This window comes from Maribacter sp. MMG018, from assembly GCF_018100785.1.
Taxonomy (GTDB): Bacteria; Bacteroidota; Bacteroidia; order Flavobacteriales; family Flavobacteriaceae; genus Maribacter.
The window spans coordinates 1,537,068-1,550,696 of record NZ_JAGJEC010000001.1 but is presented as its reverse complement, the minus strand read 5'-3'; the positions used below and the strand labels follow the sequence as shown (position 1 = coordinate 1,550,696).

At 39.4% G+C, this 13,629-nt stretch carries 9 protein-coding genes; 3 read left to right on the top strand and 6 right to left on the bottom strand.

Features of this window, described 5'->3' with window-relative positions; translation table 11 throughout:
- Positions 1 to 59: 59 nt before the first annotated feature.
- The 6 genes from J8L85_RS06585 to J8L85_RS06560 all read right to left on the bottom strand — a co-directional run bounded on the left by J8L85_RS06585 (position 60) and on the right by J8L85_RS06560 (position 6,206).
- Positions 60 to 1,496 carry a DUF5723 family protein gene (locus tag J8L85_RS06585; protein WP_211015725.1) on the bottom strand — a complete coding sequence of 479 codons (1,437 nt, stop codon included), beginning with the start codon at positions 1,494 to 1,496 and terminating at the stop codon, positions 60 to 62.
- Positions 1,493 to 2,038: a hypothetical protein gene (locus J8L85_RS06580; protein WP_211015723.1), complete on the bottom strand. Its 546-nt coding sequence runs from the start codon at positions 2,036 to 2,038 to the stop codon at positions 1,493 to 1,495. Before J8L85_RS06580 ends, J8L85_RS06585 begins: the two co-directional genes overlap by 4 nt.
- 57 nt (positions 2,039 to 2,095) lie before the next feature.
- Positions 2,096 to 2,785: a YjjG family noncanonical pyrimidine nucleotidase gene (locus J8L85_RS06575; RefSeq protein ID WP_211015721.1), complete on the bottom strand. Its 690-nt coding sequence runs from the start codon at positions 2,783 to 2,785 to the stop codon at positions 2,096 to 2,098.
- Positions 2,778 to 4,025 (bottom strand): polysaccharide deacetylase family protein, encoded by a 1,248-nt coding sequence (locus tag J8L85_RS06570; protein WP_247656569.1) that lies wholly within the window; start codon positions 4,023 to 4,025, stop codon positions 2,778 to 2,780. Before J8L85_RS06570 ends, J8L85_RS06575 begins: the two co-directional genes overlap by 8 nt.
- A gap of 48 nt (positions 4,026 to 4,073) precedes the next feature.
- Complete coding sequence (gene radC, locus J8L85_RS06565; RefSeq protein WP_211015717.1) at positions 4,074 to 4,772, bottom strand: DNA repair protein RadC; 699 nt, start codon at positions 4,770 to 4,772, stop codon at positions 4,074 to 4,076.
- 75 nt (positions 4,773 to 4,847) lie between these two features.
- Positions 4,848 to 6,206, bottom strand: coding sequence for a Mur ligase family protein (locus tag J8L85_RS06560; protein WP_211016336.1), 1,359 nt, complete (start codon positions 6,204 to 6,206; stop codon positions 4,848 to 4,850).
- Positions 6,207 to 6,305: 99 nt separating this feature from the next.
- Between J8L85_RS06560 and J8L85_RS06555 the strand changes: the two genes are divergently transcribed.
- The 3 genes from J8L85_RS06555 to J8L85_RS06545 all read left to right on the top strand — a co-directional run bounded on the left by J8L85_RS06555 (position 6,306) and on the right by J8L85_RS06545 (position 13,610).
- Positions 6,306 to 6,623 carry a cupin domain-containing protein gene (locus J8L85_RS06555; protein ID WP_211015715.1) on the top strand — a complete coding sequence of 106 codons (318 nt, stop codon included), beginning with the start codon at positions 6,306 to 6,308 and terminating at the stop codon, positions 6,621 to 6,623.
- 8 nt (positions 6,624 to 6,631) lie between these two features.
- Positions 6,632 to 7,417 (top strand): SDR family oxidoreductase, encoded by a 786-nt coding sequence (locus tag J8L85_RS06550; RefSeq protein WP_211015713.1) that lies wholly within the window; start codon positions 6,632 to 6,634, stop codon positions 7,415 to 7,417.
- A gap of 133 nt (positions 7,418 to 7,550) precedes the next feature.
- The gene (locus J8L85_RS06545) at positions 7,551 to 13,610 is read left to right on the top strand and encodes an MG2 domain-containing protein (protein ID WP_348771732.1); all 6,060 of its coding nucleotides are present in this window, start codon (positions 7,551 to 7,553) and stop codon (positions 13,608 to 13,610) included.
- Positions 13,611 to 13,629 lie beyond the last annotated feature (19 nt).

Below are 13,629 nucleotides of genomic sequence, written 5' to 3'. Positions count from 1 at the left end.
ACTATGTTTAATAATTACCAATGGATATGAAAAAAGTATGCCAGAATCGTATACGGGGTCTACTTTCGCCCCCAAGATATAATATTTAATCCTAACTGAAAAGAAGCATAATTGCTTGCGGCGATATTGCCGTAAGAAAACAAATTATCGGCCATGGCATATATATTTACAGGACCGGCCTGTACATTAAGCCCAAGCCCCACATTGGTATAGGTAAATTTATCTACGGTATAAGTCCCTTTCAGGGCCAATATATTTCCGATTCTACGGGTATAAAAACCTGTCAAGGCCATCTGTGGCCCCCTAGGCCTGTTGATCATATATAAATGTGCTCCAGCAGAATTTCTATAACGAGATCTTAAACTGGCACTTGTCCCTTTTAAAGGGTCACAATCACAATCATTTGATGGTCCACCTATTGATTCGCCAAAATCTTTACGTATAGCCATATTCAATTTTGTTGGCCTAAAGGTAATATACCCAGTACCATATTTTTTAAAAGGTACCAGCTCTTCTACCTCATCTACCAAGTCTTGCCAATAATCCCTGTTGAGATCCGCGAAATCTTCCAAAACATTTATTTCTATTCCTTCTGTGCTAGCGGTACCTTTAAGACTATAACTTACAACATCTCCACTATGATATATAAAACCTACATCCAATAAGCTACCGGAAATAACAGTTGTTTCGTTTAGATTATAGGAAAACCCTAGATCCAGTCCCAAGCCCAGATCACCTCCAAAAAAAGCGCGCTTCATTATCGCATTCACAAGTTCATCGTCTTCTTGGGCGGTATTTAGCTCCCTGACTCCCGAAGTCTTTAGTTTCATATCAGAGCTCAGGGTCGTGGTAAAAGTATTGTTACTTCCCTCGGTATTCACCAAATACCCCTTGTTATTGGTAGAGGTATAATCAAAAATTCCGGAATACAGCTTACCCCTGGCACCAATAGTCAAATCGTTGCTTACTCTTTTATTGACCCCAATATGAAACACGTTCACCATAGAGCCCCTTGCTTTTAAATCGCTAAGGTCGAACCTTCTGTTTAGCTGATCGGCATTTCCCTCAAAAAGCAATACCGCGTAGTCTTGCGGCCAATATGAAATATTGTCCATTTCCAAATAGGCCCCAAAAGAATAGAATACATTTGGGTCTGAGCTTCTATAGCCTATATTAAAAAGTTCTAATTGCAGGTTACCGCTAAACTCGTCCTTCGTTGATAGGCCCCTGACCATACGATCGCGAACCTTGTCGTTTATATCTAGGCCGTCATCCGCAAAAATATCATTGACAGACACACCATTACTCCCTACATAACCAGAAACACCCGACAATAAGGGAACACCACCGTACCATTTAAAACTGGTTTCCATACCAGGGTTTACCATTAACGATTGCGGTATTTCCGTAAAGTCATAAAGCAACTGTTTGTTCTGTGAAACCAATAGATTACTGACAAGGAAAAGAAATACGGAAAGATTTCTAAGGAATATCATTTTACCCGTACCGTGAATTTAGCGCTTGACCTTAAGACTATCGCTGGATCCGGTAGGTCTGAGGTACTACTATTGTCCCCCAGGTTTCTTGCGGACAACCTAACTTCCGAAGTGTTTCTTATAATATCTAAATTCTTTCCAGTACTACCATAGGCCACCTCTCTAATAAGTTGGGCCGTGGGAGCTCCATCCATTCGAAAAAACTCGCTGTCCAGTACTGTTTCATTATCGTCTAAAAATTCGATCAAAACCTCGATCTCTTTACTAGTGGTGTTTTCCAGTTCATAGGTAATGACGCCTTCCTGCACCCTTTCCGAAAAAAATTCTTCCTCAAAGGCATCGAAATTAAAATCTTGTGTATAGAAATTAAGCCCGCTCACCCTATTAATGATGGACTCTTGTGCTTTAACAAAAAATATACTGGTTTCAAAAGTCGGGGTTATGGATAGATCATCATATTGCCCAAAATCTTGTTCTTCTGAACAAGACCAAAGTAAAACTACACTTAAAACAATCAACCCAAAATTTCTTAAAGCTTTCATATAGAGCAACTTTTAGCAGTAAATTCTATCATAGAACACAACCTATAAATAACAACTCTATAAATAACTTTTTATTTCCTGTAATTCTGTAATTATTGGACTATAATCATGTGCAGGTTCGTCGTGCGGATTAAAATGTATGGTGTGAAACCCTACCGATTTGGCTCCCAATATATCGGCTTCTAAACTATCGCCGATCATAATCGATTTTTCCGGGTCGGTATTTGCTTTTTGCAAGGCCAGTTCAAAAATAACAGGATTGGGCTTTTTAACTCCCGCCATTTCAGAATCTATTATTTGTTCAAAATAATGGTGAATGCCAGAGTTCATCAATTTTCGCTCCTGAATTTCTTGAAAACCATTGGTGATAATATGTAAATTATATTTGGGACGCAGGTAATCTAAAACGGAGATGGTATTCGGAAAAAGATGATTGTAAGACGATAAATGATTTATATATTCATCAGATAGGCTATGAATGGTTTCATCCGCTACACGATACCCTATTTCATCAAAAACGGTCTTTAATCGTTGATACCTTAGTTCTGCCTTTGTTATTTTTTCTTCTCGGTACAATTTCCAAAAAGACAGATTGGCCGGAACGTACACTTCTAAAAAGCTTTCAAGGGCTATATCAATTTTATGTTCCGCCAATATTTTTTCGAAGGTCAGTGATGAATTTTTTTCAAAATCCCAAAGGGTATGGTCCAGATCAAAAAAGACATCTGTAACTAAATCTTTAAACATTATATTTCGAAATTAGATTTTTATAGATTTCCTTCCAATCATACTTTTCGTTGGTTCCAAGCAGTTCGTTGGAGAATACGGAGATGAACATACCCTTTACCAATTTCACCTCTTGATATACAAGGTCCATCCTTTTTTCGACCTCAGCCTTCTTTTTTATATCCAACAAGGCATAATCATGTAAAACAAAAGGATACACCATAATCGGCTGTTTTACCTCTAAAGGAATATCGTAAAATTGAAACGGGGTACATGTACCGGCCCTAAAACCTATCTTATGGCTATAGCCCATGGTATAATCATCGGTAAATTCCGCTGAGACCAAGTTTCTATAAGTATCCGGTATATCTACACGGTTATAGCGCATTCTTGAGCAGTTAACAGGTCTATTTACAACCTGTTCCAAATTATGTTTCTCATTTCTAAGTAGATCCAAATCGTTAAAAGAACTATAGGAAGCCGCCAATGCTACTTTGGAATAGTCGCCCACATGCTTGATCAATGCCCTAAACCTATTACTATTGGTAGATACATTTTTGTCGTATTTGGAATAATTGGCAAACTGAAAAAAGAAGATACTCTTTACCTTTAACTTTCTATGCCACTCTATCAGTATCTCAAAATTATCATAGGGATCTTTCTTGATGTTTAAACCTACGGCTACCCTTTCTACCAGTCTTTTAAACTTAAAGGTCCCCAAATCCAACAAAAAGCCCGCCAACCCACGAATAAAACCACGGTTCGCATAACAATGTGAGGTAGTAACATCGATCAACGATAGGTACCGGTATTTTCTTGGTCGTTGTTTTAAACCCGGAAAACGCTCTTTAAGAACCATAAACAATTTCATGGCCCAGATATCCACTACGGGCCTTTCCAAGAATTTATGTTTATATGCGAGACTGTCCCTATACGAAAAACGGCCATGTGCATCTTTTACATGCGGCAAATATTCTTCGTACCTGCTTATTAGGTAGAAAGTGGCCGCAAAAACATCAAAGGGCAAATTACTACGTTCCCCCGTTGAAAAAAAACAAGGAACATTGTCCCAACTCTTCACCTGAATTTCTACGTCTTCGATACCCTGTTCGAACAAAAGCCCATGACTTCTGATAAAAAATTCGTTTTGCAAGGGTTGTTTGGTGTACGTAATCTTTTCGTCACCATGTTTTATGAAATCTTCTACTTTGGTAGTAAAACCAATCTCTATACCCAACATTGTGGTGAAGATGTGTTTCATGGTGTAGGTTACACGCGGTGTAATCTTATGTGTATAAATCAACAGCATTTACAATACCTGTTTATCTGCAAAACTAAAATAATCCTTTTGCGTAATTATAAGATGATCCAAAACCTTTATATCCAAAGATTTGGAAGCCTGTACTATTTTTTTGGTAATCTGCTCATCGGCCGCACTGGGCCTTAAGGTACCTGAAGGATGGTTGTGTGCCAGGATCAACGCAACGGCTCCGGTCTCCAAAGCTTGTTTCATTATTAAACGCACATCTACCAGGGTTCCCGTAATACCGCCTTTGCTCAACTGGGCCTTATGCAACACTTTATTTGAGTTGTTCAAATACAAGATCCAAAATTCTTCATGCTCCAATTCTCCCATAATAGGTTGTAAAAGCTCAAAGGCATCTTTGCTACTTCCAATCTTGGAAATTTGCGCACCTTCCTCTCCCCTTCTCCTTCTTCCCATTTCCAATGCGGCCGCAATGGTAACCGCCTTCGCTTCCCCAATTCCCTTAAACTGCATTAGCTGTTGAACAGATAGTTTTCCCAGTTCATTTAAATTATGGTTTACAGAGGCCAAAATTCTTTTGGAAAGCTCTACGGCACTTTCAGACCTGCTCCCCGACCCTATAAGAATTGCTATTAATTCGGCATCCGAAAGAACAGAACGCCCCTTATGTACCAATTTTTCGCGTGGCTTATCATCGTCGGACCAATGCTTTATAGAAAATGAAGTGTGCCTTTCTTGCATTTGTTAAAGATACTGAACTAATTATTCTAATGCAGATCTAAAACAATTATCAAAACAAACGTACGAACATGGCTATCACCCCTCTATGATCCCCTTCACCTCATTTAAATCCAAACCACCATAATTACCAGAACTCATAAGCAATAACGTAGTGTCGGAATAATCTTGTCTCTTAATAAATTCATGAAACGAAGAGGCTTCAGTAAATATATTCAGATCCTTTCTTTGAAAAGCTTCCGAAATTTGATCGGGTGTCACTTCTTTTAACTTCTTAATGGCCACGGATTCTGGCAGGTAAAATATTACCGCCTCATCGGCGGCATCCAGGGCGCCTTTATATTCTTTAAGAAACTCTGGATTAAAACTACTATAGGTATGTAGTTCTAAACAGGCAATAAGTTTTCTATCGGGATATTGTTCTTTTACCGCCCTTGTAGTTGCCGCCACCTTGCTTGGCGAATGGGCAAAATCCTTAAACGCCACACTATTGGCTGCCTCCGCAATTTTCTCAAGTCTTTTAGAGGCTCCTTTAAAAGTTGCAATGGCCTCGTAAAAATCTTCTTCGTCCACTCCCATATTTTGACAGATCCATTTTGCCCCTGCCAAATTGCTAAGATTATGTTTGCCAAATATCTCGATAGGCATAGGCCCATCGGATGTCTGCAATAAAGTTTGTCCGTCCTCTACAGTATACTCGGGCGTTGTATATGGCAATTTTCTTATAGGGTTTTCAGAAGCTTCTACGACATTTTTTACCTCGGCATCTTCTTCGTTGTAGGTAATACTTCCACCTTTTACGATACTATCCACAAATATTTTAAACTGCTCTACATAGTTTTCATAAGTGGGAAACACGTTAATATGATCCCAAGCTACACCGCTCAACAAAGCAATATTGGGCCTGTATAAATGAAACTTTGGTCTACGATCTATAGGAGACGACAAATACTCATCCCCTTCTAGAACAATAAAATCGTTCTCTTCGGTCAAATGCACCATTCTATCAAAACCGTCCAATTGGGCACCTACCATATAATCTACCGGAATATCATGATAATTGAGCACATGCAAAATCATAGAAGTAATGGTAGTTTTACCATGACTACCACCTATTACGACCCTGGTTTTGTTCTTAGATTGTTCGTATAGAAACTCGGGATAAGAGTATATTTTTAAACCCAGTTCTTGCGCCTTCAACAATTCGGGGTTATCCTCTTTGGCATGCATTCCCAGTACCACGGCATCCAAATCTTTGTTTATTTTCTCCGGAAACCATCCAAATTCCTTGGGCAGCAATCCCTTTGAATCCAACCTAGATCTAGAGGGTTCAAATATTACATCGTCACTACCTGTAACCATGTACCCTTTATGTTGTAAAGCCAAGGCCAAGTTATGCATTGCACTGCCACCGATCGCTATAAAATGTATCTTCATCATCATAAATTATGGGGTAAAGATACATATTGACATACTTAGCACAAATGATTTTAGGAACAGTAATATTCTTTTTAACTTAGAACCAGATCTATGGACATGAACTTAAACATCAACAATATTCCATCAAAGGAAATAATGCCGGGCTACCATGGCAAACTTGTACATGGCGATACCATGAGCCTTGTATTTTGGGAAGTAGAAAAAGAGGCCGAAGTACCCGAACACGCACATATGCACGAACAGATCATGCATGTCATCGAAGGTGATTTCGAATTTACCTTAGACGGTAACACCAAGGTATACACCACGGGCGATATTGTAGTGATAGGCTCTCACCAAAAACATAGCGGAAAAGCATTGACCAATTGTAAATTAATGGATGTTTTTAGCCCCGTAAGGGAAGAATACAAATAGGTTTAGACATGAATATATCTTTAGGTGGAAAAACTGCGCTAGTGGGCGGAAGCAGCGGGGGCATCGGAAAAGCTATAGCCCTACAGTTGGCAGAAAGCGGTGCCAGTGTGACCCTAATGAGCCGTAGCGCCGACAAATTAAAGAACATAGTTGCAGACCTACCCACGGACCAAGGTCAAAGACATCGTTTTTTAGTAGTCGACTTTACCAATTTTAAGCATTATAAAGAAATCATAGAGCACTTCTTCGAAGTCAATCAGGTAGATATACTGGTAAACAACACACAAGGACCCAGTGCGGGAAGTGCATTGGAAAAAACTATGGATGACTATCAAGAAGCCTTTGACCTACTCTTTAAAACCGTTGTTCTAACAACAGAATTAGCCCTAAAAGGCATGATGAAGAACAAATGGGGGCGTATTATAAATGTAGCCTCTGTTTCTGTAAAAGAACCTTTATCGTACCTAGCATTATCGAACTCTATTAGGGCGGCCGTAGTTACATGGGCAAAATCTCTTGCAAACGATGTAGGCCCCTATCAAATTACCGTGAACAATATTTTAACGGGCTATTTCGACACCGACCGTATTGCACAACTAAATGCAAAAAAGGCCGAGCAAATGGGCATTACGCAAAATGAAGTCCGTAATGAAATGGAATCGAAAGTTCCATTAAAACGTATTGGCGACCCCAAAGAATATGGTTATTTGGCAACCTTTCTGGCATCTGAAAATGCCGCGTTTATTACGGGAACCAACATACCTATAGATGGCGGACTCTTAAAATCGTTGTAACAAGGCGAATTGAACACTATTTCAAGGACTCTTTTCATAAAAAAACCAGTGTTCACTAACCAAAAGGCACCATACACTCAATTGACATTGTTTTCAGAAAATGTTTGGCACACTTTTGTATTATATCTTTAACATGATGAAAAATATACCCATAATACTGTCCATAGTCTTATTCTCTCAGATGACCTATACACAAGAAACACCTGAATCATATAAAGAATTATGGTCAAAGGTCTTAAAGTTAGAGAAAGACAACTATACCAAGTCGGCCTTAAAAGTTGTGGAAACCATTCGTTCCAAAGCAAAAAAAGAACAGAACAACGGTCAGTTAATAAAATCGATATTATTTTCTTCAAAATACACCTTGATCTTAGAAGAGGACGCCCAGTTGTCCATCATCAATAATTTTAAGGAAGAAATATCGAAAGCCGAATTTCCGGTCAAAAATGTATTGGAAAGTTATTTGGCCAATATGTATTGGCAATATTTTGCACAAAACAGGTATAAGTTTTACAACAGAACGGCCACAGACACCAAAGTGGACAGTACCGATTTTAGGACATGGGACCTTACCACCCTCTTTAGGGAAATAGATACGCATTTTGAAAATGCCCTGAGCAATCCAGAGGCATTACAAAAAGAAGGGCTAACCGATTTTAAAGAGATCATAGCCCAACAAGATGGTTCTGAAATGTACCCCTCCACACTCTATGACCTATTGGCCCATGATGCTTTGAATTTTTACAAAACGGATGAAAACAGTATTACAAGACCGGCAGATAAATTTGAGATAAATTCTCGCGACATTCTCTGTGATGCTTATTCTTTTACCGAATTGACCATTACTACGGATGACGAAACATCGCTACAGGCCAAAGCCCTAAAAATATATCAGAACTTAATTGCTTTCCATTTTTCGGATGTGCAATTGGATGTACTCGTAAATATAGACATAGACCGATTGAACTATATATACTCAAAAGCGGCATTTGATGACAAGGACACGCAGTTTTTACAAACATTAAAACAATCTGCCGACAACTTAAAACATCATGAGGTTTCGGGACTCTATAACTTTCAGATTGCACAAACACTAAAAAACCAGGGCAACACCTATACTACGGACAACGAAAAAAATAGATGGAAATTAAAAGAAGCCATTGCCCTTTGTGATCTGGTTATTTCTAATTTTCCGAACAGTAGGGGCGCAAAACAATGTGAGGTACTAAAATCTCAAATACTAGCTCCCTCTCTCCAGGTAACAGCCGAAAAGTATGTACCTAACAATAGCCCATCTCGCTTATTGATCAATTATAAAAACCGAGAAGGGTTAGACCTAAAGGCCTATCATATTTCACGCAAACAATTACAAGAATTAGAAGACCTCTATCCTATTCAAAAACAGCTTTCCTATATTAAAAAATTAAAATTGAACACTGGTTGGTCGGTATCGTTGAAAAATGAAGACGACCATCAGCAACATGGGATCGAAATTCCCGTACCCAAGCTTTCCAATGGGCAATACATAATTCTTGCAACACCAGTAAAAGAGGCCTCTACAGATACAGACAATAGTTTTTCCTATAGCCACATCCAAGTAACCAACTTGGCCCTTATAGAAAACAACAATCCTGAAAAACATATATTTCAGGTAGTTGACAGAAGAAACGGCAAAGAAATTAAAAATGCTCAAATAACCATTTCTTACAGGCAAAATTACGGCACCAAGTCTCTAACAAAAACACTAACAACTGACAAAAACGGCTTTGCTTATCTAGACCGGGACAACGATAATATAATTATAGAATATATAAAAGTAACCGATGGCCAAGAAACAGCCTTTTTTGGAAGCACCCATATATATCCAAAACCAAACGATAATGACGGTCCAAAGGTGACCTATAAAAATTTTCTGTTTAAGGATAGAAGTATTTATCGACCTGGGCAACCGCTTTTCTTTAAAGGTGTACTTGTTGAGAGCTACAACGGAAACTCTAAAGTAGCAACAGAAGAATTGCTTACCGTAGAATTATACGACCCAAACGGTCAAAAAATAACTGATTTAGATACCCAAACAAATGACTTTGGTTCATTTTCGGGTGAATTTATAATTCCTAACAATGGGCTAACGGGACAACATTACATACGGGTTACTGGGCTTTCAGGACTAATAGACGAATCTTATTATTTTAGGGTCGAGGAATATAAACGTCCAAAATTCGAAACCTATTTTGAACCTGTAACGGAAACCTACAAAGTAAACGATAGTGTTACGGTACACGGAAAAGCCAACGCCTTTGCCGGAAGCAACATTACCAATGCCAAGGTCAGCTACCGTGTTCAGCGTACCGTAAACTACCCTTACTGGTACTATTGGAGAAGGCCTTATTTATATGGAGAGCACCAAGAGATAACCCACGGTGAGACCTTGACCGATGAACATGGCAACTTCCAGATAACCTTTAAGGCAATTCCCGACTTAAAATCGGACAAAGACGCCCTTCCTATATTTTCATACAATGTAACGGCCGATGTAACCGATATTAACGGAGAAACACGCAGCACCCAAACTCAAGTGCAAGTTGGGTACCATGCCATGAGCGCTACTATATCGGTAAACGAACCTTTGAACAAAGAGAACAAAGAGAATACTTTTCAGGTTTATACCCAGAACCTGAACGGTCAACCCGTGCCGGCACAAGGAAATCTTAAAATATATAAACTAAAGGCCCCTAACTATGTGCTCAGGCCCAGACCATGGCAAGCACCAGATTATCAATATTGGAGCAAAGCAGATTTTAAAGCCCTATATCCTCACGATGCTTTTGGCAATGAACACGACCCCAATACTTGGGATCGAGGTAAACTGGTTTATAAAACCAGTTTTAATACCGAGGACGGTAACAACATTGATTTAAAAAGCATAAAAAAATGGTCATCCGGTCTCTACCTCATCACATTGGAGACCACAGATACCTTTGGACAAAAAGTAACCGCCAAGGCCCAAACCATGGTTTCTAGCCCAAAAGAAAAATCATTGCCCGACAATCAGCTTTTTCAAGTAAAAACCGACAAGAACACCTACCAACCCGGTGATATTGCGGAAATTTCTTTTTATGGCAATGCAAAAGATATGCACATTACCACTTGGGTAGAAAAAAACGGAAAACGCACCAACACTAAAATATTGAGTTTAAACGAAGGTTTTGAGGCCATACATGTTCCTGTCACCAAAGACGATGAAGGAGGTTTTGTAATCGGATATAGTTTTTCTATTTATAATTCCTTTCAATCTGGAAATGTTCAAATTGCCGTGCCATACCCAAGTAGCGACCTAGAAATAGAAACGATTACTTTTAGAGACAAAATTCAGCCCGGAACAGATGAAACATGGAGTTTTAGGATAAAAGGAGACAAAGGCGAGCAAGTGACCGCAGAACTATTGGCCAGCATGTACGATGCTTCTTTGGATCAATTTGCATTCCATAGTTGGAATTTTTCCCCTTTGGCAAAGCCCCATTACTATTCTCGCTCTTACACCAATGCCAATAAAAGTTTTGCAACCACCCATTTTAGAAACTACCAACACACTTCTAACAGACTTCCCATTATTTCTGCAGTAAGCTATGATCGTTTAGAGTGGTTTGGTCTCTATTTTGAGCAACCTACAACCGCCTTTTACCGGACCAATAGGGCAGCGACACGCAAAATGGAGCGAGAAGATATGGCCATGGGCGCTCCTACCATGGAGCTAATGGACACAGAGGATGCAGTATTGGAAGAAGTTGTAATCACCGGATCCAGTGTTCCACAGCCCCAAGAAACTACAACGGAAAGTTCTAAAAACACCAATCTTAATGATGTTCAAATCCGTAAAAACTTACAGGAAACGGCCTTTTTCTATCCTCACTTAACCACCGACGAACAAGGCAACGTCTCGTTCCAATTTACCACTCCAGAAGCACTTACCCGTTGGAACCTTCAATTATTGGCATATACCAAAGACCTTAAGTCCGCAACCAAAACTCTTTCTTCGGTCACACAAAAAGAGTTAATGGTGCTACCCAACCCCCCAAGATTTCTTAGGGAAGGAGATACTATTACCATAAGCAGCAAAATATCAAATATAACGGATAAAGCTTTGGAGGGTGTCGGACAATTGGAACTGACCGATGTTGTAACCGGAAAAACAATTGACCATCTATTTCTGAATGCCGATAAAAAACAATCTTTTAGAGTAGATGCAAAAGGAAACACGCAATTGTCGTGGAATCTAAGTATACCCAAAGGGCTACAAGGAGTAGCATATAAAATTGTGGCCAAGGCCGGGAATTTTAGCGATGGCGAGCAAAATGTACTTCCGGTACTGACCAACCGTATGCTGGTAACCGAAACCTTACCGATGTGGGTAAGAACCGACCAAAGTAAAATCTTTGTTCTAGATAAGCTAAAAAACAACACCTCCAATACCCTTAATAACCATAAACTAAGTTTAGAAATAACATCCAACCCTGCGTGGTATGCCGTACAGGCCCTACCCTATTTAATGGAGTACCCTTATGAATGTAACGAACAAACGTTCTCTAAATATTATGCGAACACCTTGGCTAGCCACATTGCCAATTCCAACCCGAGAATAAAAGCCGTATTTGACCAATGGGCCAATGCAGATGCCTTGGTAAGCAATCTGGAAAAGAACCAAGAACTTAAATCACTATTGATACAAGAAACCCCTTGGTTGAGGGACGCCCAATCTGAAAGCGAACAAAAAAAGCGAATCGCCTTACTTTTCAATTTGAACAAGATGAAGAACGAGCAAGCGATCGCCTTACATAAACTACAAGAGAACCAAATGTTGTCCGGGGCATGGCCATGGTTTAAGGGTGGTCGGGAAAATAGGTACATAACCCAATATATAGTAACAGGTTTTGGACACTTAGAAAAACTTACCCAACTACCCGAAAGCACTAAAAACGACGTAGTAACAAGGGCTATCAAATATTTGGACAATGAATTTATTAAGGAGTACGAGCAGATGAGAAAATACTCCAAAGATCTATCCAAAGACCATTTGAGCCATACACAAACACACTACCTATACATGCGAAGTTTCTTTAAAAACATTAAAACTTCGGAAAAAGTAACCGAGGTAATGGACTATTACAAAGGACAGGCAAGCAAGTATTGGCAAAACCGAAATTTGTATTCCAAAGGTATGTTGGCATTGGCCCTACATAGAATGGGCGATTCTGATACATCTAAAAAAATACTACGTTCCCTAAGAGAAAATAGCATCGTCTCCGACGAACTTGGAATGTATTGGAAAGAAAACACCAGTTCTTGGTTTTGGTACCAAGCCCCCATAGAAACACAATCTTTACTCATAGAAGCTTTCTCCGAAATAGAGAACGATATTACAACGATAGACAACCTTAAGATTTGGTTGTTAAAAAACAAACAGACCAATCAGTGGAAAACAACCAAGGCAACCGCCGAAGCGGTCTATGCCCTATTATTGCAAGGTAGTGATTGGCTTTCGGTAACCGATGCCGTAGAGGTACAAGTAGGTGAGAAACATATAGATTCCGCCCAATTGGAAAATGTTAAAGTAGAAGCGGGTACAGGGTATTACAAAACCTCGTGGAACAAAGGTGAGATAACCCCACAAATGGCCACCGTAAAAATCAGAAAAAAAGGAAAGGGTATTGCCTGGGGAGCCCTTTACTGGCAGTATTTTGAGGACCTGGACAAAATAACCACGGCAGAAACCCCACTACAATTAAAGAAAAAGCTGTTCTTAAAAAAGAACACCGATACCGGAGAAAAAATAACAGAAATAGATACTAACACCCATTTAGAAGTAGGAGACCTCATACGTGTTAGAATAGAACTAAGATCGGACAGGGATATGGAATTTGTTCATATGAAAGATATGCGTGCCGCAGGTTTTGAGCCGATAAATGTAAACTCTCAATACAAATGGCAAGATGGTCTAGGCTATTACGAAAGTACAAAGGACGCCAGCACCAATTTCTTTTTTGATTACCTACCAAAGGGAATCTATATTTTTGAGTATGACCTGAGGGTAAACAATTCGGGGAATTTCAGTAATGGTATTACGACCATACAGAGCATGTACGCTCCAGAATTCAGTAGCCACAGTGAAGGAGTAAGAGTTTCGGTGGCACAATAAAAACAAGGGAAACAGGAAA